Consider the following 22,944-nt stretch of genomic DNA (forward strand, 5'->3'; position numbering starts at 1 on the left):
AATGATTTGGCGATTAGATAAAACAGCTGAAATGCCAGGAGTTAAAGTGAACGGATTCAAATATATTTTTTTATTGATTAGTCTCTGGCTAATAGGGGAAACTACTTCTACAGCGGGTGAATCATCATATAGCACACTTCATATTGTTACTCCAAATAAATCGTTCACCTTAACTCGAGATGAATTGCTATCCCATCGAGACCTAACCCAAGTAACGATCAATAATGACCGCGCTTATCCAAACAAAGTCATGCACCACAAAGCCATCCCTTTATGCAAGTTACTGGCTTCCTTGCATATAGGAAAACAAGATATCATCGAACTCATAGCCAAAGATAATTTTCATGTCTATGTTCCCGCACATAAAATTATGGATTGTAGTAAGAATGCATCCATAGCAATGCTGGCTATAGAACCTAAATCAAGATGGCCAATAATTGACAATCACACCGGTCTTACAGCTGGACCTTATGAGATTATTTGGCTTTATCCTGAGCGCTCCTATATATCACCAGAATATTGGGCATGGAGTGTTACTTCCATAAAAGTTACCCCCGAACTCAATTACCTACATGTCCTTAGCCCTCCCAAAACAACAAACGCATCGATTGCTAATGGGTACAAAATTTATATTAGCCATTGTGAGGGTTGCCACAGGATAAATAAGGTGGGAAAAAGCGATATCGGACCAGACTTGAATTGCCCCAAAAATCCGTTGGATTATTATCCTGATATCACTCAATTGAAAAAATTTATTCGCGATCCAAAATCAGTTCGCTCTCTCCCACAAGGCCGGATGACAGGCTCAGATAAACAGTCTTTATCTGATAAAGACATGGATGATTTAATTAAATTTTTCTCATATATGAATACAAAAAAACAATGTTAACGGCTAAAAGGATTCAGACTCATTCACTGATTGCATTGACAAGCCTTTTTTAACATTCTAGAGTTTAACTATATAAAATACGGATATACAACATGAAGCTTTTAAAGCACATTGTTTTTATAATCCTATTAGCAAGTCATTTCGTTGCTTATGGTAGTTCCCTTGCTGTAGGCGTTTTGAAATTTGCTCCCCCTTTTTCATCAACCGACAGCGACAATCATTATTTTGGTTTTAGTGTCGACCTTATGGATGAAATATGCAAACGCATTGCTACAACGTGTATCTATAAACCAACTGATTTAGATTCACAATTTAAAGATCTTAATGCGGGTTTTATTGACATTACTTTTTTACCGAGTCCACTTCCTTCAACTGAACCAACCGATTACGTATTCAGTCTGCCTTATATAACAAGTAATGGACAGTTTATGTCATTAAAAAATTCAAATATCAATTCAATCAACGATATTAAAAACAAAAAAATTGGTGCACTTCAGGCAACTTTTATCCAATACAATGTGTTACCTAATTATACTTCGAAACAAAATATCAAAGCCTATTCCACAATCACATCATTAATAGATGCCCTTAACAGTCGTGATATTGATGCAGCATTGGTCAATGAGAATGTTGCTAAATATCTGCTGAATAATACGCTACAAGGATTTCAACTGGTAGGAAAACCGATTGTGATAGGTAACGGATATGGAATAATTGCGCTTAGAAAGAATGCCCCTATAATTGATAGAATTAATAAAGCCTTATTAGAAATAGAAACCGATGGAACCTATTTAACTATTTATAATAAATATTTTGGCGATTAAACAGCCCTCAAAATCAATTGTAATCCAATGCTAAGGTACTCGTAAATAAGCTCTATCCTTCTGTCAAATAATCTTTAACCCATTGAAAAAAATATCAACTTTTATTGATCTAAGATAAGTAATCAACTTAAGATAAACACTAAAATGAATATCTGAAAATGGATTTGAAGATGCGAATATTTAAAACTACTTTGCCCCAGCTTTGTATGGTTGTGGTTGTTTTTCTATTCCTTACAGTATGCCATGCAAGTAGACCAGTATGGACTTTTGCACCGGATCCCAACTATCCACCCCAAATTTATATAACACCGATAGGAACAGCGACAATCAAATATACGGTAACCAATCAATCGCACAAAACACACACTTTATCTATGAAACACATTAAGGGGGTTACCCAAGTCACTTCAGCCGGGAATTGCCCTAACCCATTTAAATTGAATTATCATCAATCCTGTACACTTAATTTGCTTGTGAATGGAAGCAAATTACCTGGCCATATCAAAGATGGTCCTATTGTATGTGAACAAAGAAATGGACTGGAGTGTTATCGCCCAGGCTTAGCTAACATTTTAAATATTACTTTAATTCCTGTGACAAAATATTTGATTTCACCAACTGCTGGCGCACATGGAACAATTAAACCCAATACGCCCCAAACGGTGATCGCAGGAAGTAATTTGACTTTTATAGCAAAGCCAGATGCGGGTTACCAAGTTGATGAATGGTTGATGGACGGAGGCACCGCACAAAAGGGTGGAACAACATTCACACTATTTAATATTGATAGCAATCATACAGTAGAAGTTACATTTACACGTGCAGGGATAGTATATGCAGGGACTGCTAGCGGTTCTGTTTATTTTTCTATTAAGAATGGTTTAACTTGGACTGCTACACCAACCGTACCATCGCCGGGTAATACCGTGAATGGGATATTCGTAACACCAACTACTTTATACGTAGGAAGTGCCGATGGTAAAGTTTACTATTCAACGAATAATGGTACTTTTTGGAGCGCTACCACCGCACCAGGTACTTCAGCAGTAAATAGTGTCTCTGTTACAACTACAGCAAAAATTTATGTTGGAACTCAAGAGGGAAAAGTTTACTATTCGAACGACAAGGGAACTACTTGGGTATCTACCGCAACAAATCCAGGTACTGGAGCCATCAACAGTATATTTTTAACCCCCTCTACTATTTATATAGGAAGTGACGATGGCAATGTCTATTATTCAATAAATAATGGCGCTACCTGGAATAGAATCAGTGGTCCAGAATCAAGTATTCCAGTTCCCATCCAAAATGTTTTTGCTACAAGTAGCCAACTTTATGTTAATACTCGGCAAACCTCAACGAATAGTACCTTACCACCTGGTACCATCAATTTTGAATATGCCTATTTCGCTAACACCTTAACCCATTCAAATCCCATGTGGACTCTTTTATCCCAAATAACGTACACCTTGTTCGTTAATGCAGATGCCACCGTGATCCATGCAGGAACTCAGAATGGTCATGTATTTTCTTTAACCACTGGGGATGATTTGGGATTTATCACATATAGTCCGATTACTAGTCTATTTTTTTTCGGATAACATAGGGAGATAATTCATGTTGAAACTTGAAAAAGTAGTATTTCTTTTATTGTCATTTGGTTTTGTGACAACAACTCCCTATGCAAAGCAAGCAACTGACTTATCGAGCTTGCCTAGCCCCGGAATAAACTTACTCAATCAGGCCACCCTGATTCGACCTATGGATTCTAATATAAAAATTTCATTTATAGCGAGATTAAAAATACGCAATCAAGCAGAGTTAGATAAGCTTGTTCAAGATGTTTATGACCCAAATAGTTCTCGCTATCAACAATTTTTAACTTCCGCTCTTTATGAAGAGGAGTTTGCACCTAATAAAGAAGCAGAAGAGGCAGTACAACGATTTTTCTCTTCTCAAGGAATGCAAACCCGTATTGTTAATCATAGTATTCAAATCACTGGTACAGTAGCACAAATTGAACAAGCGCTTCACGTGCAAATAAACTATTATCAGTATCAAAATAAACTCGTTTATGCCAATACAAACAAACCCAAAATAAATTCGGAGATTGCTCAATATATTGCCGAAATTACGGGGCTTAGCACCATTCCTGAATTTCATGCAAACATAGAAAGTATTAAAAATAAAAAGGATGAAGTTCATGATTTAAATTTTATGTGGAATGCTTTTACTCCTTTTGCAATTCCTACAGATATTTCATTACAAGGGTTCACCGGTGAGCATTTGCAAAAGAGTTATAATCTGAAAAACCTTCCTCTTATTAATGGCAAACATCTCGATGGGACAGGACAAACCCTTGTGATTGTTGATTCGTGCGGTACGAATAGACCAGAGGAAATTTTAAGGGATGCAAATAAATATTTTAAAGAAAACAAGATAAAACCCTTTGTAATTTCAGGACCATCCAGGAATTTTGCAATCATTAATCCTGATGGAACTCCATTTACACACTGCCCTAATGCCTCATCTTCGAGTCATGAAATCTTCCTGGATATTGAGGCTTCTCATACACTAGCGCCTGGAGATAATACAGTTCTGGTATTAGGTAAAAATCAAAAGACGATATTAACCGAGGTGATCAATAATCTGATTAAGAATAAACATACCATTGCAGGTTTTTCTAATGCCTACGTTATTTCTAATAGCTGGGGTGGCGAAGAAACTTTAGATACTTCACTCGAACAAACTTTAAAATTAGCTGCTGCAGCAGGAATCAGTGTTAATTTTTCTTCCGGTGATTGTGGAGACTTTACCTACAGCACCCAAAAAAAATGTACTGGGACTTGGCCCTCTCCCCCAAAAGTTAATTATCCCGCCAGTTCTGCTTATGCTACTGCTGTCGGAGCGACTGCTTTGTTCGTAGATAAAAAATACCGCTATGCATTTGAAACCGTCTGGGGATCAGTTAAAGCATCTAAAGGTAGCTATGTTTATGATGGTGGAACTGGTGGAGGCATTAGCAAGTTTTATGGTCCAGTTAGGTGGCAGAAGTCCATTAGCAATTTCACTGCGGGTGGTTATGGAGTTATTAGTAACTTCGGAAGTCGCCGTGCATTACCTGATATTGCGATGCTAGGTGACCCACAAACGGGACTACTGATTATTGCGGATGGAGCACAAATTCAGGATGGAGGCACAAGCTTGGCATGTCCTTTATTCTCAGCCACTTTAATCTTAGTAAATCAAGCACGTAGTTTACTAAATAAAGGAACACCTATAGGCCAAGCAGCGCCTTATTTGTATCAAATGAATCATGTTTTACTCGACAACGGAGCAATTAATCTTATTATTCCGCCAGCCCTTATAATCAGTGGTGCAACACCCCCACCCTCTACAATAATTCAAGGCAGTCCTCCCCCGGCCTCTGCATTTACTATTAAGAACAAAACTTTTGGATGGGATTCATCACTTACTCTGGAACCTGAAGATCAATATTGGAATGATGGGGTTGGTATAGGTTCACCAAATATTCCAAATTTTGTTTTAACTATGGCGAATATGTAGCAGCCATGCACTACGGGCAGACTTAAGAATTGGAGTTTAGTATTTAGTATAATGAGGGGACCCGGTTTAAATGAGTTCAGACCGCCGGGATTCCTCTTGACCAGGATCAATTTCTGACATACTTAATAGGAAGAGTGATTTTAAATTCACTCCCTTTTCCTAAAGCACTTTTTATTGTAATCGTTCCGTGGTGTTCCTGAATAATACTATAAGAAATGGATAAACCTAAGCCTGTCCCTTTTCCGACAGGTTTCGTAGTAAAAAAAGGCTCAAACATCTTAGCCATTGTCTCTTTAGTCATTCCCACACCTGTGTCCCGAATACGAATTAAAATGTGATTCTTTTTCTTAGCAGTTGTAATAGTAATTTCCCCATGCTCAGGAATTGCATGTGCTGCATTGGTGAGAATATTCATAAAGACTTGATTGAGTTTTCCGGAGAAACATTCTATTTCAGGAATATCACCATAATTTTTATTAATGATAATTCGGTCGCGAAATTGATTGTGTAATAAGGTTAAGGTTGAATCGATATTCTCGTGAATGTTAACTTGTTTTAGCTCCCCTTCATCAAGACGCGAAAAAGTACGCAAATCCTTTACAATACTTGCAGTACGTCTTGCACCTTCTTCAATACCATCAAGTAAATTATGCGTTTCTTGCAGCGTAAACGACAAATCGATTGCTTCTCTGTATTTTGAAATTTCGAGTAGTTTCTCTTTTATTGATGTTTCAGGGGTAATTTCCTCGTATTTATTTAATAGATTCATTATATCGTCAATATCGTTTTTTAATGGACCGATATTGGCGGAGATAAAATTAACTGGGTTGTTAATCTCATGCGCGATTCCAGCAGTTAATACTCCTAAAGAAGACATTTTTTCTGCTTGAATTAATTGTGTTTTCGCCTTTTTTAAAGTTTCTAATGTCTTATTAAGTTGAATGTTCTTTTTGTTAAGATCCCGTGTACGTTGTTCCACTCGTGATTCCAGTTTGATATTGGCGTGGAGTAATTCTTCTTGTGCTTTTTTTCGTTCGTTTATTACTGCAGACAAGATTAATGTCGTAAAAAATATGACTGCAACAAATGCTTGTAAAAATATTAAGCTACTTGAAATATCCATATAACTGAACTCTTGATAACCATGGATCTCTAACCAGAGTACAGAAATCGAAATGATAAATGCTGTAATTATTGCCAATCGAATACTAAAACGTACAGCAGACCATACACAAAATGGGAGCAAAATATAAGCTAGGGGATAATGCAGTATATAGATCATCACAATCGTGCAGCTTAATAAACCGATTAAGAGCACATACTCAAGAAATAGCTTCAAATTGAATGTAGGTTTACTATCATACCAAGCCATAATAAGGGGAGTTATAACCATAATCCCTACAATGTCACCTATCCACCAAACAAACCAATTATTAATAATTTGTCCGGGTTTAATTAAGTCAAACAACACCAGCGAAGCAATACCTACAGTACAACTGGTAAGAGATATAAGAAAATCACCTCCGAAGATAAAAATTAAAACATCTCTAACTGTATAGAATGGTGTTTTGGTATGAGTATAATGCTGAATCAATTGAGCAGCCCAGATTGCTTGGAGCCCAGCCCCCACTCCTACGAATGCAGATGCAATCCAAGTTTGCCAAGACAACACGTTACCCAGTGTTGCAGTAACGAGTACTTCTGAAATAGCGATCCCTAAAAAAACCTTATTGCCATACCAAAGCACCATAGCCAATGCTGCGCCCGATGGAAGCCAAAGAGGAGTTACTAATGTATGAGGAATCATCCAAATATTACTTGCCACACCCCCTATCGTGTAAATTAAAACGGTGATTATATTGGGGTACCAAAATTGCCACGTTTTTATCGTATTAGCGCTCATGTTTTCTTCCAAGCACTCGATAAAGCTTGATTTTTTCTTCCTTGCCACGAATTACTTGGGGTTCTATTTCTTCAACAAGAATTTCATTTGCAATAGGTTTGTAGGTAGTTTCGCTAATCAATAAAGTATTGGGCTTATTTTTGGTCAGCTCTTCTATGCGTGAAGCAGTATTCACCGTGTCGCCGATGACCGTATATTCCATATGTTCACTAGTACCTACGTTACCAGCGATTACCTCTCCGGTATTTATGCCTATTCCAATAGAGATTTCGCGACCAATTATCTCATGGTATTTCTCATTAAATTCTTGCAATGCATCAATCATTGCTAATCCTGCAAATACAGCATTTAATTGATTATCGATATGTGAAACAGGCGCACCGAATAAAGCTAAAATTCCATCACCAATTAATTTATTAACACTACCATGATGATTACGAATTTTTTGAGTCATTAATTCAAAATAAGCATTCAGTACTTCCACAGATTTTACAGGGCCTAATTTATCTGCTATAGAAGTAAATTGGCGTATGTCCGCAAACATGGCTGAAATAATACGATATTCACCGCGTATCAGAGATTCTTCTCCCTGAGAATTTAAAATTTCATCGACTATATTTTTAGGCACGTATTTTTGAAACAACTCCATAATTCGTTTTTGATATAATACCTCTTGGTTCAGTTTTTCAATCAAAAACAAACGCTCTTTTTCAAGATTCAACATCTTTATACCTGTATCAATATTAATCTTTAAATCAACAGGATCCCATGGCTTCGTTATATAGCGAAAAACTCGCCCCGTATTAATGGCTTTAATAATTGCTTCAACATCAGTAAAACCCGTCAAAATCATTCGAATTGTATGGGGATATTCAGGAATAATGGACTCTAAAAATTGTACACCTGTCATTTCGGGCATTCGTTGGTCCGTAATAACAATTTGAATATTATTATGGCGCATAATATCCATACCTTCGCGTCCTGAAGTAGCAGTATACACATTGAAATGACGACGAAATGTCGCGACAAAGGCAGTAAGATTATGCGCCTCGTCATCAACATAAAGGATATTACATTTTTCTTTATCCATAAAAACTCTTTAGCAGCGAATTAAAAACCCTATAGATATTTATAGTTCATTAGCTATCACTTTGGCCAGTCTTAATGCTTGGAATAAAATGAAATTTTCCACTATCTTTTAACCGCAATTCGCAGCCATTATTGAATTAATTGAGTTTTTTAAGATAAAAATCCATCCAATCTTTAAATCGTTGCAAGCGATCAATTTGAAAATCGGGTCTATCAAGAGAATGGTATTGTTCAGGATAAATGATCAATTCTGTAGGTATATTTTGTGATCTTAAGGCTTGATATAATTGTTCAGAACCGATGCACGGCATATTAAAATCCAAACTGGCGCACATAAACAAAGTAGGGGTTTTAATTTTATTAGCCTTCATTAACGGGTAACTCAGTTTCATATAAATTTGAGGGTTTAACCAAGGTTTTCCTAACTCTGACTCATAATCCAAAGTATATTGATCGACACCATAGTTGCCCAAAACATTGCCGGTCCCTGCTCCGCTGACAGCAGCCTTAAAACGTTGCGTGCTGGCAATAACATAATCCGTAAGCATGCCGCCATAACTCCAACCGCCCACAGCCAATTGATTGGGATCGACAATACCCTTACTAATGGCATAATCCACAGAAGCAAGAACATCTTTAACATCCAGATTGCCCCAATCTGCGTTAATCGCATTAGAAAAATCAAACCCCTTTCCGGAACTTCCTCGTGGATTGGGAGCTATGATGGTATAACCTTGGGCAGCAAGCCACTGCCACTCAAAGTTAAACTCATGACTAAATTGATAAACAGGTCCCCCATGCAAATTTAAAAGCGCCGGATATTGTTTTCCAGGTTTGTAATTTGCCGGTTTGAGCAATAGACCTTCGATCAACGTTCCATCAGCGCTTTTAAACTCAATATTTTCTACAGGACGAAAAATAACCTCATCCAAAAGCTTTTGATTATGGTGGGTTAAGGGTCTCAACGTATTTTCTACTGCAAAGAGTTCGGGTGGATGTTGATCATCCGAAGAGACAACCACAATATGCTGCTTCGCAGTTGCAAATTCACTATCAACCTGTTCTCCTTTAGTTAATGCTTTGACCTCACCTGTAAGTACATCAATCTCGTTCAGATGGGTATTCCTGCTTGTTTCAATTAAGGCATATATTTTTTTACCGTCCTCAGACCATTCAGGTTTTGTAAACCAACGATCTATAGGAGCGACAATTCGTTCTTGATGACTGGCCAATTTAACAATCGCTAGTTGCGTAGGTGCATAGATAGGTGACTTATTATTAAAGCTTAAATAAGTTATTTGAGAATTGTCCGGGCTCCATGAGGGAATCGATTCCCAATCTGGATCCATCCCGGCTCCAGGGAAACGAGTCAATTGTATTGCCTTACCTCCAGTTTTGCTACTTATGACATATACATCTGAATTATAATTCCTATCCGGTTCGGCTCCTCGTTTAGAGACAAATGCGATGTATTCTCCATTGGGTGACCATACTGGAGACCATTCATCATAAGACCCCGGCGTTAGTAACTCAACTTGTTTGCTTTGAAGTGCTATACGATAAAGATGCGTTCTTTTGTCGCAAAGATAACCCTCGGTGTCTTTTTTAAAAAGAAATCGTGTAATGATTATGGGTTTGTTTTTAGAGGCTTTTTCAGTAGGCTCACTGGCAATAAAAGCAAGGTTTTGGGAATCCGGTGACCACGTAAAATCACTTACCTCGTACTGATTATTCGTCAATCTGATAATTTGACCACTTTGTCTATTCAATAACCTGAGACTATCATCGCTATCCGATAAAAAAGCAATCCATTGACCATTAGGGCTCCATTTTGGTAAGTAATTACTGGCTTTCTTATTATTGGTGAGCTGCTTGGAGACCTTGCCATCGTAGGATACTAACCAGATATTTCGTATTGCACTTGTTTTATTAACATTTTCTTCTAAGGTATAAACTATCCATTTTCCATCTGGCGACAAATCAGGCTCACCGACCGTTTTTATCCGCATATAATCACTTAAAAGTGGCAATCTTTGTGCAGACCACCCTCTTTCACCACAAATAAAAGTCAACAGCAATAGAACAAGCTGAAAGCAGACATGTACTTTTTTCAAAATAATTTCCTTTTAGATATACATCTCTGGTAGTCAAAAAACAGCAGAACTAAAATTAAACATACTGGAGATGCGCGAAAGTATCATATCGTCATTGTTTTATATATTAGTTCAAAATTTCATATGTATAGATAAATTGCACAAAAAAAATTCAATAATTTGAATGCTAATTGAATGATTTTTATACGATGTTCTGTCATTACTAATAACAAAAAATATACACTAACCTGCTCACTTTAATTGTTTTTTTGACAAAATAGCCAACATTTCTACCGTATGACAACCAATTCAACAAAAGATTTTTATTGACCAAGTAGGATAATATGTGAGATAACAACGACGATATAAAAAGAACAATAATGCAAATTAAGGATCATTATTGATGAATTTATATCAATGAATAACAGGATCTGTCTCCGCAAGACCAGAAAGAGACAAAATACCAAGGGAGTTATTTTATGAGAGCATATAGAGAATTACGTCATCTTTCGAATCCCATTTATTTATCGCATATAAAGGAAGTTCATTCCTATAACCAACCCAGTTATCTATTGGGAATTTTTTCTGGAAATGGTTGGCGTCATAAAAGTATGGGCAAAACAATAGACCATGTAACAGACCCTAAGCTATATAACGAGTTAAAATCACATGCATCTGAAAATTTAAAATCATGGAAAGAAGAAAAAGTAGAACCACCCAATAAAGTTGAAGTAGTGTGCAAAGATTTTGGGGATGCTGCTTTAGAAGTAACTAAAAAACATGGAAAAATATATCCTATTTTGAATATGGCCAATTCACTGTTTCCGGGAGGAGCTGCTCTAGAAGGAGGAAGTGCTCAGGAAGAAAATATGTGGCATCGTTCATCTTGTGTCCGTTCGTTACTCTCCAAAGGCATTTATTACGATGGAACTCGGAAATGTTTTCTTTATGATGAACAAAGCAGGAGACTCTTAAGCGCGCAAGAAAAAATGAGCCCTGAAGAACTGGAGTCATTAAGCATACGACGCGGAATAAAAGTACCCGAAGCTTATAAAGTATATATGGATGATGAGCCGCAGATTTGCTTTCGTGGACCTGAAATTTTGGTTCCAACAAGTTCTGAAGAACTTGTATCTAGAAAACAGTTTACAGCGGACAGTGCATTGAGTTATTCCTTCCTTCCAAAAAACAAAATATTTCCTTTTTATGAATTGAGAGCAGCAGCTCCTGAGCTTATTGATAGAAAAATTGACTTCAAGGATGAACATTCAGTAAAAGAATATACTCAAGACCTAAGTCGTCGTATCGGTGCACAGCTCGATACTTTAATTCTCAAAGGAAAAACTGATGCAATTATGGGAGCCTGGGGATGCGGAAGCTTTAAAAATGATCCAGAGATTGTTGCCAAGATATATTGTGAAGAAATTGGAAAACGGGCGCAACACTTCCAACATATTGTGTTCCCAATAATAGATATTGAAAATGGGCCTAACTTCCAGGTATTCAAAAAACATTTAGATGGTGTAAAGCTTGGAAATTTAGCAACACAATCAAGTTCCAAAACTCCACTAGAGCCTAATCCCTATGGTATGTATGCTCAAGCACATAAAAAAGGAGCAGTAAAAGAGGAGTCTTCGAATTCATGGAATTGCACTATCTTATAATCAACTAAAATCCATATTCAAAAAACGTTAACAATAGTTCTTGCTCGATAGCACAGCATTTTAACAATCTTGTGCTATCACATGAAAAGAACATCTTCATAAGATTTCTCTATACCCTATCTCATAACTTCTTAAGTAAGAGCAGGTCACTAATTACATAGAATAAACATTCAAAAACTTCTTTTTCTATTCAACAAAACAAAATTTATTTGGTATGATCCTTTTTGAATCACAGGGTCCATTTAATGATTTTAGTGACAATTAGTTGACCCAATAGTTGGAGTATGGATGTGCGATCAAAATTAACACTAATAAATAAAACAATTTTTAATCAACGAGTATTAAAATCCTTGACTCAAACAAGTCATTCTTTTTTTTCAGATAAGCTTGATATAACTTATGCTTCCCTATCATCAAAAGAAATAAAGATAGGTGCCGAGCAACTACATCATAGCCTTCCATCTGGAAGCGACTTCCTTTTCAGAGGAACAGAAGGAACTAAAGAAGTTTTTGAAGCAATGACGAGTAATTATCTTGGGATGTCTTCAGTTCAAAGAAAAAAATCATCAAATCATGATATCGTGAGCTACCTTGTCGATAATGACAGTAAGTACTTTTTTTCTACATCACCCTGCAAATATACAGCAAAACCTTACGCAGCTGGTATATCAATCATTCCATGTCGCGGTTTCATTTGGGTCACTGGACTACCCAAAGTGTATACGATCCCGCAAAAACATTTATTCTTAAACGAGGAATTGTTTGATAATTATACAATAAAGAAAATTAAAGAATTGGAAAAAGAAGAAAAACATTATCCTATAAAGGAAACAGCCGCTGGCAATAATGAAGTAACCATTATTATTGGTGCTACCAAAGATGATAATTGGGCATTAAAAGTTTCTGAAGACGTAATGAAAGTAATTCAAGTACGTGGCCCTGGCCGCTTCCTTGGAAAATTTATGCCTTCAACTGAGATAGTACACGTCCAAGATATAGAAAATCCAGATTTCAAAAAAAGAGTGTGGTCTCTTGAAGTAGTATTCTCAGATGGCAGAACTAGTGAAGACTTTGAACGAATGAATAAAAGAGCCCGGGAATTAGGTTTAATAGGAATTCACGAGCGCTTGTTAACCATTCATGATGCAGCAAGCGTAGTGGATTCTGAGGAATTAGAAGAATTAAATACTCGCTACAGAATACCAACCACCCTTAGAGTGGCGAAGGTCCATAAAGATATTCCTTTAGGACTTAAAGACCCATTAATTCAATGCATAGCGGCTGAAATTAGAGGCAACAAAACCTTAGAGGAAATTGTACGAAGAGGTAGTGCGCATACTCTATGAACGAATCATCGCGCATCAAGCAGCTCCTTTTCTAAATCACAAGAAAAAGACAAAGTAAATAATCGCAATTTTCATTTCCAAATAGCTAGAATAACACCTTGCTCAAATGACTATTCTAGCTAACAAAATAACATTATTTAATGAAACTCATAGGCCAAATTCAATCAAAGTGAACAACTTAAGCTACTTTCCTGCGTTATAAAAATATATGCTATATTTTAAATCATATAGATCTTAAATTATTCACCCGGGGATCAATTGGCCCATAATTACTTCCATAAAAGCTTATTTATAGAACTCTCAGTAATTATTTGGTACCAAATAATATAGGAGTACCCTAACATGCGAAGATTACTACAGACCCCAGTAGCTAGATCTGGTTTTAATCAAAGTGTATTATCTTCATTGTCTCTACGACGTGGTGGACTTTTTACTCCCGATAAGTTGGATCCAGCATACCCTTTGTTAACGCCACAAGAAATAGATGAAGGAATAGCTCAGTTACATGAAAGTTTACCCTCAGATAAAGACTTTCTTTATAGAGGAACTGAAGGGAGTAAAGAAGTTTATGAAGCGATGTCTAGCAACTATCTTGGGATGTCTTCAATGCAAAAAAGAAAAACACCAAGTATCGATCTTGTTCGCTACCTTATAGACAATGACAGTAAATTTTTCTTTTCTACCAGTCCCTGTAAATATACTGTACAACCTTATGCAGCAGGCATATCAATCATTCCATGTCGGGGTTTCATTTGGGTCACAGGAATGCCTAAAGTGTTTACCCGCCCACAAAAGCATTTATATTTGAATGAAGAACTGTTTGATAGCTATAGTCAAAAAACAATCGAAGCCTCAAAAAGTGGAGAAAAATACCATTCTATAAAAAACACAGCAGCTGCTAATAATGAAGTAACTGTGGTCATTGGATCAGGAAAAGATGACAATTGGGCATTCAAAGTTTCAGAAGATGTAGCAAAAATAGTGCAAGTAAGGGGCCCTGGTCGTTTTTTAAAAAATTTTATGCCTTCAAGTGAGATTTTACATGTACAAGACTGGACCAATCCTGGCTTCAAAAAAAGAGTTTGGTCTCTTGAAATAGTATTCTCTAACGGAGTTACTATGAAAGATTTCGAAAAAATGAATGAAAAAGCTCGAGAATTAGGTTTAATAGGGCGGGACGAACGTTTATTAACTCTTTTTGATGCAAGCAGCGTAGCAGACTCAGACGAGTTAGAGGAGTTAAATTCTAATTATAGGGTCTCCGAGACTCATACCGTGGCAAAAGTCCATAAATCCATAGCTATTGGCGACAAAGCCCCTCTTCTCGATTGCATAACCCATGAAATTAGGAGTTCACAAACGTTAGAAGAAATTGCACGAACAAGCAGCTCACAAACTTTATAAGTGAACACTAAGAGGAATGGTCTCTCCTCTATTTCATGCTGTTAAATTTATTTGATAGTTCAATTAGCTATTCACGCGGACTATGATTTTCAATGTCCAAGTAAACCGTATAAAAATCATTTGAAAATAAGATTTATAGGCTCTTCTTAATGAAGAGCCTTTTAAAGGTTAGTGTACCAGAACATAACGACCATTTTGTAACATATAACGATGACCATTATGATTAACATATTGTGGTTTTGCTTTGTAAACTGTATGTCCAGTTACTACTCCAACTCCAGTATCAACTACCTTACCAACTCCATGACCTACTGCAGCACCAGTATCAGCTATAAACCCCACCCCGGTACCCACCACATTAGCACCATATTTTACACCGGCGCCTACCGTTGAGTTACTGTACTGACTGGCTTGGTTCATTGTATTGCAACCAACTAGACTTAAAGACATGAGCAATGCTGAGGATGTAAGTATTAATTTCATTATTCTCTCCTTAAACAACAAAAATGACCTCTATATGTATATATAGTTTATAAATTGGACATTTGATAGTGATTTTTTGAGAAAAAAATTTATTAACTCATGAAAAAATCAAGAAAATTAATCAAAAATTTCAAATTTTTTAAAATTAAGTTGCAGTATTTGGATTGAAATTTCGCGTTTTATTTAAGGTAATCAGTGGGAAAAACAACATCTTTAGTAGGTAATACATTCAATCAAAATCGATCAATTCAATGTATTACCTAAAATTCTTTTTATTAGAAGTCATCTTGATAAGAATCAGGGAGATTTTCTTGGAAGTTCCTAAAATTTTCTTCCGCTTCATCTTTTTTTGCAATGTTATAACAATCCTTTCGCTCCGCAGGATCTTGTATGCTTTCACAATCATTATTATTTGGATTTACAGCATTAACAGCAAATGCATTCAATGAACATAATGCCAAAATAAGAACTAATTTTTTCATAATTGACTCATAAATTTATTATTTTTGTTAGAACAATCATACCGAATTCAGACAATAAAATATATGTAAAATATCTTAATAAGCTCATCTAACACTCTGCTTGTCATAGAAACATCACTGTAAATGATTTCCTCTAAACACCCAAACATATTTCCACCCCACATGTCATTAGACGTAAAGGGGTTAGTAACTTGTCCTAGGTCGCGCCAAAGCGACACCCGGGCTCCTGTCATTGGACCTGCACCCAGGCTACATGCTTCACTTAATGCCTACATTTATCCCTCTTAGTAGTATTCTACAAATCAAATAGGAAGAAACAGATTATTAGAAGCATCAACTGGCGATGTCTTAAGTATTGATTTATAAACCCATCCAGTAAAAGGCCGAATCCAACCCATCTCGGCCGGTTTTTAATTGCTTCTGTTGCGATTCATCAAATACTAATTGCTCTGCAGCGGTAACTGCTGCATAGGGTATGGGCTTAACCGCTGCGGTGAAAAATGTATTGTGATTAGCATCTCCAAATAAACTGGTATCTTGCGGTAACTTTTTCATTTTTTCAGTAATCTGAGTTAGGTGCGCTTCTAACGATTCAGCTTTTGAAATTACCTCAGTTGCAAAATGATAGGTGCCATACAATCCAGCGAATACAAGAGGTAAACTAATAATTATCGGTATCGCAGTAAATAGCAATACTAACCCTGTAGTTACTCCTAATAAAGATAATACGGTATTACAACTATTATCAGTAATAGATAATACCTGCTGGTTGAAAGCTGAAATTTCTTTAATGAACGAAGCTAGGCCTTCTTTTTTTTTGTCAAAGTTAATATCGACATAAATACTATTATTATGACTTTGTTTTCCATGCATTGCACTGAGATGATCAAGCATTTGATCAATAATATAAATTAGATCTGAAACATTTCCTTTACGTATATAGGCCATAACAATATTATAAAGTGCTTTCGACCAGTTAGGTTGGGAATTAATAAATTCTCGAGAGTAAATATTTAATTGTCTTGTAAAGTCAGTGGATATTTCCCCAATTTTTATAGGTTTATCATTTTTCCAAGGAAGCAAACTCGAGTATTGCGGCAATCCCTCAGCAAACGATTTATTTCTTGCTGTCAGGGTATTTAGCAAACTGACATACATATAAAATTTACCAAAATGGTCGGTATCTTGATTTTCAATCTGTTGACATAAGAACGCTAATTGACTTGATGGCATTTTTGACTCTCTGTAAAAAAAAAATGATAATATAATAATGTAAATTAATAGTCACTTTTTTTGCGATGTAAGATATTTCTTGGTCTATTTACAGTCTTCCCTCGAGCAGCACAAGAATGTTTTGCTATTTTTTGAAATTTTTTATTGAAGCGGCAGTTGAAAACACGAAGCAATGATTGGTATTCATTATCTTATTAAGGTAATCCTAGGTACTGATTATCTTTCATCGGCTATTGGGTATACTCCACATTCTAAGATAGAATAAAATTTTAAACGATACTCATGGAATGAATAAAATTTTAAAGCGAGTAATAGGTTTATACTGCTGCTCCTTAACTCTTTATGCAGCTACTTTTCCTCAAAAATCAATCAGTTACTCTACTGGAATCGGCTCACCAATAACTACTGCCACCGCCGATACCATGGATAAAGGGCAAGTAGGGATAAGTTACCGAGTAGAATATTATCCCAGTATCCCCCTTTCTAATACTGTACTCTTGCAACATCCTTTAGCTGAAAATCAGAAGTATAACTTGACGAATTATATTTTGGCTTTTTATGGGCTAGAAGAGAATATAACCATTGGAGCTAGCCTTCCCTATGTTATCAATTCATCCATTTCTGCGGTTGCTATTAATGAGGAAACAAATATTAAAAGCATTATTCAATTAGGAAATTCTTCTGGCATAGGCGATACCAATGTCTTTTCTCTGTGGCGATTGCTGGATGAGGAAAAGCATCCTGCTTCCCTGGCTTTACTCTCAGGAATTAATACTCCAACAGGTAAAACCACAGTAAGAGATAACTATGGTGTACTCTTTTCTGCTGCTGATCAACCGGGAAGCGGTGCCTGGACTCCATTTGCTGGGATTATTATTTCTAAACAATTTAAAAAGCTCTCACTAAGTTCCAATTTAATATATACGCAAAGTACGGAGGGTACACAGCAGACGACCCTAGGCTCCTTGTGGGATTATAATTTTGGGACTGTTATAGAGCTTTATAAAAGTGAACAGAAAAAATTACACATTGATGGAATTATAGAAATTAATGGGGAATATGCCGCAAAGGACAATATCGAGGGATTAATCGATCCGAACAGCGGTGGAAATAGTATTTTTTTATTACCGGGTTTAAGGATAAATTTAGGTGCTAACATTTCCTGTTATTTAGGTGTGAATATCCCTGTAATACAATACTTTTATGGAACCCAAGTGAAAAGTGCGTATGGGCTGACTGGAGGCATCGATTTCAGTAGTAATACTTGATATAACCTTACTATCTCAAAATATAATCATGGGTGTTTTACAATTGATTTCTAATAATTGGCAATTGTAATGCGGTTGTAATTAGCTCACTGCGGCTATGACAGTTGAGCTTATTTTTAGCTGAATTAAGATGATCTTCAACTGTTCTTGGCGATAAATTTAATTGTTGACCAATTTGTTTTATTGTCATGCCTTTAACCAAATAAGATAAGCATGTAATTTGTTTCGTGGTGAGTTGATTATTTGTATTTTGATCATGAACGTTGATATCCACAGTGCGTGGCATAATAACCGGTATTGTCTCTTGTATCGTCGTAAATAATGAAACATCACCATCTATCAAAAAGGATATTCCCACGACCCCAATGATTTTACCTTGTCGCGTATACAATGGTGCTTTACGGCTAAGATAATGCTGAAAGGAACCATTAAGCTGGACTGTCTCTATAAACGTTTTTGCTTTATTCTGTTGCATTATCTCCGCGTCATTTTTCATGAGTATAGGAGCTTGGTCTTTCCATAATAAGTCAGAATCCATTTTCCCCTTCATATCGGGCATCTTGTTAAGACATAACATATTCTGATTGCAGTCTAAATAACGTCCTTTTTTATCTTTCACATAGATATTCGCCAGAGTAGTATCTAGGATATTGTCTATACCTACAGTTGTTGAAGTTCCTGAATGCAGATAGTGGGATAGTGTATGCATTACATTAATACATCGATAATAATTTATTAACATTATTATATGATAATGAGCAACTTGTGTACAGAGCCCCCCCCCTTATACGCAAATGCTAACACCCTAACCCTCTCCCGCATGCGAGAGGGTTAGGGTGAGGGGCTACCAAGGCCAACCTTACTAAGAGCCAACCCCAACCGAATCAGAAACATTAACAATCACTGATAAAGTACGCCCCAACCCCCACATACATCCAAGACAGATAAACGGAAAGAACATATGCGTCATTGAAATATTACTGAAATAAAAGACTTGAAAAAAAATAGAAAAACACATTAAGACTAATCCAAACAAAATAGTACACAATGATCCTAAAGGTTCAACTGGCTTTCCTACAAAAAAGGCTAATAAAAAAATATAAATTGAGATAGCAAATAAGATACGCTCAAATTTCTCTTGAATATTACACCAGTAGATAGGCTCAAAAAATAAGGTAACCATACCTAATAGTCCAGCTAAAAAGACAAACACTACTAGAGCCTTACCCTGTTCTTTTTTAGAAAATAATTGAATCAATCCATTCATTTGGTACGTTTTAATCTTTTTTAAGTATCTTCTTATTTTGTTATTAATTTAAAATTTTGAATACCGTATTGATCACGGTGTTTATTGGAGTGTCATGCCTTATAAATAATATTCTGGATGCACCACTAAAAGCCACGCCTTGCTTTTTTATTTAACAAATTTGTAATCGCAAGAGAGCTTATTGAGCAAAATGGAATTCCTTTAATAGGTACTATAATTATTTATAATAATTATTTTAAGTTATAAAATTTATAATTTATTATTTCAATAGATTGATTTTTTGACTCGTTGGTGGTGAGCTTATTTAAGTATGGAAGCTCGAATATTTTAGTGAAAATAAACTAACTATTAGGGATAGATAAATGCACTTTGAGTCTTTTAGTCGGGAAGAATTACAAGATTTTATTTTCCAATTTGAACAAGCACTCTACAATCATCACCAATGGTATAACTCAATTATACGTTCTCTTATTTGTAGATTACCCCCTGATCGGCATGACATGGGTTCCAGTGCACATAAAGAATGTCGATTCGGACAATGGTATTATGAAACTGCTTTCAAGAGGTTAAATCAACATCCAGGATTTATTGCACTGGGAGAAGTGCATCTGCAAATGCATAAAGCAGCAGCCACTCTATTAATCGCCATAAGTAAAGGCAATCCGGTACTACCTCATGATTATGATCTTTTTTCAAATAACATGGAAAAATTGCATCTTGAAATTTCGACAATGCAACGAGAATTAAGTGAATTACTTTACAACCGTGACCCATTAACGGGCTCGATCAATCGAAATAATATGTTACCCATGTTACGAGAGCAACAAGAATTAGTTAATCGACAAATCCAATTATGCAGCATAGTAATGGTCGATTTAGATCGCTTTAAAGAAATTAATGATAAATATGGACATGCTGCGGGTGATAGCGTATTAGCTTCCGTATGTCGATTCATTATGCAGAATATGCGCCCATACGACAAAATTTTTCGGGTTGGCGGCGATGAATTTTTACTTTGCTATCAAAATACTAATAACGAACTGGCCCTTGAGATTACTGAACGTATTCGGATAGGAATTTCTTCACTTAAAATTAATATTAACCACAATAAAACTGTACATTTAACTGCTTCATTTGGTATATCGCATCTTAAAACAGGCATTACAATTGAAGAATCAATTGAAAACGCGGACAAGGCTCTTTATAAAGCAAAAGAAGAGGGACGAAATTGCGTTCGAGTTTTTGGCTCATGAGCATTTGCAACTTTTGCTCAGAGGTATCGCTTAGGTAAAGCAATGAAAAAAAAATCATGGTTTAATATCTTCTATTCGATTAGGCACCCCATTGCTATTCTTTGTACCCTACTCGGTTTCTTTATCATTCAGTACGTAACATTGCTGTTGTATATAAAGCCTTATCAACCACTAGATATCTTAAAACTATGTCAGATGTTATGGCATTCAAACAGTTTGTTTTTACAAATGATTTTGATATTTAATGTATTTATTAAACCACTGTTCATTTATTTCCTGGTGATTTTTTTATTTTATTGTTTTAAAAATAAAAACCTATAAATTTCTCACTCCTTTGTTCCTCAAAAATAAATTCTTTGGAATAGCTTCGAATCATAGCAAGTAGCAACTGCTCAAGACAGTTGCCATCTTCTGCGACAATTTTAGCTTGGTAATTTTCGGAAGCTTACGGCGATGCGGTTCCAGCTATTAATGGTAATAATCGCCATAGTCAGATCAATGAGCTCTTTTTCACTGAAACAAGTCAATACTTCATTGTAAAGCTCATCAGGAACGTGGGTCTCTGATAATAAAGTAACTGATTCAGTCCAAGCTAAAGCAGCGCGTTCACGGGTAGTAAAAAAAGGAGACTCTCTCCATACAACCAGTGCATGGAGACGGCGCTCAGACTCCCCTGCTTTTTTGGCATCAGCACTGTGCATATCAACACAATAAGCACAGCCGTTAATTTGTGACGCACGTAGTCTAACCAGCTCCAGAAGAGATCGTTCTATTCCACTATTCACAACATACTGTTCAAGACCTAAAATCGCCTTAACCGCGTTAGGAGCAAACTTAGTATAATCAATCCGTGTATGCATTATCATTCTCCCTAAATTTTAATCGGATAAATTCTTCCTATAATTTATAGCATGGCCATTGACCATAAGGCGAAAATAAATGGAATCATGGCTGCAAAATAATAAATACAGCATTAGGGTAATGGCGCATCATATCATAAAACTCAGATTAGCCTTCTCACTACTACTCTTGCTATAAGCCATATAAAAAAATAAAGTAGTGGTATATTCTTGTTTAGGAAAATTACATGGATTCACTTCATTGGTACTCAAGCAAAAACCCTGAACGCTTATTCCTATTTTTTATTCTATTCTTTTCTAGAAGCCTATTTGCTAACGATACTGCTTTAGGCGGAAATGGATCCTTACCTATCCCTGTTTCTCAACCTGATATAAAAATGGTTAAAGAAGTAATTACAATAACAGGAAAGCAATTAAATAATTCCGAGTGGAATGGTTCCTGGATTTACAGTTGTGATTTCCAATTTAAAAATACATTAAACCAAAAAATCAAAGTATCTATGGGCTTTCCTTTTCCAATAAATAATGGAATGAGTGCGGTAGCACTCCCCAAGGGTCAAAAAACCAGTGAAGGAAAAGCGCTGGTTTATAACTTCCAAGTTCGAGTTGATAATACTCCTGTTTTTTCCCATAAAGAAAAAATCGCTCCTAATGAGGATAAAGGGTTACATTATGATGAGGCATATGTATGGGACGCTATGTTCCCAGCTTTGGCAACCGTTAACATTCACCATAATTATGAAACGGGCGCAACTTATGATGTGATGGGTTATCACTGGGTGTCCTATGTGCTCAAAACCGGAGTACTATGGCGTGATAATACCATTGGCCATACCCAACTAGAGGTCATTCCCAACACCCCCACACGATTATGTTCTGAGATAGATCCTAAATCAGAATATCTTATACCTAAGCCTGCCGGTATAAAGATTATGGGTAATGGCAAAGATAGGAAATATGTATGGAACTTGGCTCATTTCCAACCCAAAGCCGATTTACTACTGTGCTTATACACCCCCAAAAGCTATGTGCGTCATACAATGATTTATCCCATATTAAACGCAGAGAATCCCGTGAATTCTTTATCAAAATTAAGTAGTAAAGAATTACAGATTCTTCGTAATACCATTTATGCCCAATATGGGCGGCAATTCAATTCGCCGAACTTACAAAACTACTTTAAAAAGCAATGGTGGTATGAAATTAATCCCGATTATGCAGATGCTATGTTGACTAAAGAAGATAAAAAATTATTATCAATAATTAATCAGCTGAATGAACAATGAACTGAACCCCTGAATATACAATCCGATACCATC

19 protein-coding genes are annotated in these 22,944 nt (G+C 36.1%); 10 read left to right on the forward strand and 9 right to left on the reverse strand.

The window, feature by feature from the left end; genetic code table 11:
* Nucleotide 1: 1 nt before the first annotated feature.
* The 4 genes from ACWTEW_RS19070 (at nt 2) to ACWTEW_RS19085 (ending at nt 5,280) form a co-directional block, all read left to right on the forward strand.
* Nucleotides 2–889, forward strand: a complete 888-nt coding sequence (locus ACWTEW_RS19070; protein WP_454783234.1) for a c-type cytochrome — start codon at nt 2–4, stop codon at nt 887–889.
* 92 nt (nt 890–981) lie between these two features.
* On the forward strand, nt 982–1,713 hold the full coding sequence (locus ACWTEW_RS19075) for a transporter substrate-binding domain-containing protein (protein ID WP_454783235.1): 732 nt from the start codon (nt 982–984) through the stop codon (nt 1,711–1,713).
* Nucleotides 1,714–1,883: 170 nt separating this feature from the next.
* Nucleotides 1,884–3,314: a WD40/YVTN/BNR-like repeat-containing protein gene (locus ACWTEW_RS19080; RefSeq protein WP_454783236.1), complete on the forward strand. Its 1,431-nt coding sequence runs from the start codon at nt 1,884–1,886 to the stop codon at nt 3,312–3,314.
* Between the two features lie 16 nt (nt 3,315–3,330).
* Nucleotides 3,331–5,280 (forward strand): S53 family peptidase, encoded by a 1,950-nt coding sequence (locus ACWTEW_RS19085; protein WP_454783237.1) that lies wholly within the window; start codon nt 3,331–3,333, stop codon nt 5,278–5,280.
* Between the two features lie 106 nt (nt 5,281–5,386).
* Here ACWTEW_RS19085 and ACWTEW_RS19090 read toward each other — a convergent pair whose 3' ends face one another.
* The 3 genes from ACWTEW_RS19090 to ACWTEW_RS19100 all read right to left on the reverse strand — a co-directional run bounded on the left by ACWTEW_RS19090 (nt 5,387) and on the right by ACWTEW_RS19100 (nt 10,281).
* Entirely contained in the window at nt 5,387–7,183 is a 1,797-nt protein-coding gene (locus ACWTEW_RS19090; RefSeq protein WP_454783238.1) for an MASE1 domain-containing protein, read from the reverse strand.
* Nucleotides 7,173–8,273, reverse strand: coding sequence for an adenylate/guanylate cyclase domain-containing protein (locus ACWTEW_RS19095; protein ID WP_454783239.1), 1,101 nt, complete (start codon nt 8,271–8,273; stop codon nt 7,173–7,175). Before ACWTEW_RS19095 ends, ACWTEW_RS19090 begins: the two co-directional genes overlap by 11 nt.
* Nucleotides 8,274–8,409: 136 nt before the next feature.
* Nucleotides 8,410–10,281: a S9 family peptidase gene (locus tag ACWTEW_RS19100; RefSeq protein WP_454783285.1), complete on the reverse strand. Its 1,872-nt coding sequence runs from the start codon at nt 10,279–10,281 to the stop codon at nt 8,410–8,412.
* A 563-nt stretch (nt 10,282–10,844) separates the two neighbouring features.
* Here ACWTEW_RS19100 and ACWTEW_RS19105 point away from each other — a divergent pair.
* The 3 genes from ACWTEW_RS19105 (at nt 10,845) to ACWTEW_RS19115 (ending at nt 14,779) form a co-directional block, all read left to right on the forward strand.
* Nucleotides 10,845–12,029, forward strand: coding sequence for a poly(ADP-ribose) glycohydrolase domain-containing protein (locus ACWTEW_RS19105; RefSeq protein ID WP_454783240.1), 1,185 nt, complete (start codon nt 10,845–10,847; stop codon nt 12,027–12,029).
* A 290-nt stretch (nt 12,030–12,319) separates the two neighbouring features.
* Nucleotides 12,320–13,375 carry a hypothetical protein gene (locus tag ACWTEW_RS19110; RefSeq protein WP_454783241.1) on the forward strand — a complete coding sequence of 352 codons (1,056 nt, stop codon included), beginning with the start codon at nt 12,320–12,322 and terminating at the stop codon, nt 13,373–13,375.
* A gap of 342 nt (nt 13,376–13,717) precedes the next feature.
* Nucleotides 13,718–14,779 carry a hypothetical protein gene (locus ACWTEW_RS19115; protein WP_454783242.1) on the forward strand — a complete coding sequence of 354 codons (1,062 nt, stop codon included), beginning with the start codon at nt 13,718–13,720 and terminating at the stop codon, nt 14,777–14,779.
* A 168-nt stretch (nt 14,780–14,947) separates the two neighbouring features.
* Here ACWTEW_RS19115 and ACWTEW_RS19120 read toward each other — a convergent pair whose 3' ends face one another.
* The 3 genes from ACWTEW_RS19120 to ACWTEW_RS19130 form a co-directional block, all read right to left on the reverse strand.
* Nucleotides 14,948–15,262: a hypothetical protein gene (locus ACWTEW_RS19120; RefSeq protein ID WP_454783243.1), complete on the reverse strand. Its 315-nt coding sequence runs from the start codon at nt 15,260–15,262 to the stop codon at nt 14,948–14,950.
* A 275-nt stretch (nt 15,263–15,537) separates the two neighbouring features.
* Nucleotides 15,538–15,744: a hypothetical protein gene (locus ACWTEW_RS19125; RefSeq protein WP_454783244.1), complete on the reverse strand. Its 207-nt coding sequence runs from the start codon at nt 15,742–15,744 to the stop codon at nt 15,538–15,540.
* Between the two features lie 360 nt (nt 15,745–16,104).
* Nucleotides 16,105–16,977, reverse strand: a complete 873-nt coding sequence (locus tag ACWTEW_RS19130; RefSeq protein ID WP_454783245.1) for a hypothetical protein — start codon at nt 16,975–16,977, stop codon at nt 16,105–16,107.
* 287 nt (nt 16,978–17,264) lie between these two features.
* On the opposite strand from ACWTEW_RS19130, the gene ACWTEW_RS19135 reads away from it, so the two are divergent.
* Nucleotides 17,265–18,245: a transporter gene (locus ACWTEW_RS19135; protein ID WP_454783246.1), complete on the forward strand. Its 981-nt coding sequence runs from the start codon at nt 17,265–17,267 to the stop codon at nt 18,243–18,245.
* 37 nt (nt 18,246–18,282) lie between these two features.
* Here the strand turns inward: ACWTEW_RS19135 and ACWTEW_RS19140 are convergent, their stop codons facing one another.
* Both ACWTEW_RS19140 and ACWTEW_RS19145 read right to left on the reverse strand, forming a co-directional pair.
* Nucleotides 18,283–18,954 carry a helix-turn-helix transcriptional regulator gene (locus tag ACWTEW_RS19140; protein ID WP_454783247.1) on the reverse strand — a complete coding sequence of 224 codons (672 nt, stop codon included), beginning with the start codon at nt 18,952–18,954 and terminating at the stop codon, nt 18,283–18,285.
* A 153-nt stretch (nt 18,955–19,107) separates the two neighbouring features.
* Nucleotides 19,108–19,512, reverse strand: a complete 405-nt coding sequence (locus ACWTEW_RS19145) for a hypothetical protein (RefSeq protein ID WP_454783248.1) — start codon at nt 19,510–19,512, stop codon at nt 19,108–19,110.
* Between the two features lie 362 nt (nt 19,513–19,874).
* On the opposite strand from ACWTEW_RS19145, the gene ACWTEW_RS19150 reads away from it, so the two are divergent.
* Complete coding sequence (locus ACWTEW_RS19150) at nt 19,875–20,765, forward strand: diguanylate cyclase (RefSeq protein ID WP_454783249.1); 891 nt, start codon at nt 19,875–19,877, stop codon at nt 20,763–20,765.
* A gap of 422 nt (nt 20,766–21,187) precedes the next feature.
* Here the strand turns inward: ACWTEW_RS19150 and ACWTEW_RS19155 are convergent, their stop codons facing one another.
* Complete coding sequence (locus tag ACWTEW_RS19155; protein ID WP_454783250.1) at nt 21,188–21,625, reverse strand: carboxymuconolactone decarboxylase family protein; 438 nt, start codon at nt 21,623–21,625, stop codon at nt 21,188–21,190.
* Between the two features lie 227 nt (nt 21,626–21,852).
* On the opposite strand from ACWTEW_RS19155, the gene ACWTEW_RS19160 reads away from it, so the two are divergent.
* The gene (locus tag ACWTEW_RS19160; protein WP_454783251.1) at nt 21,853–22,911 is read left to right on the forward strand and encodes a YARHG domain-containing protein; all 1,059 of its coding nucleotides are present in this window, start codon (nt 21,853–21,855) and stop codon (nt 22,909–22,911) included.
* The last annotated feature ends 33 nt before the right edge of the window (nt 22,912–22,944 follow it).

The sequence above is a fragment of the Legionella stuttgartensis genome, from assembly GCF_977063405.2.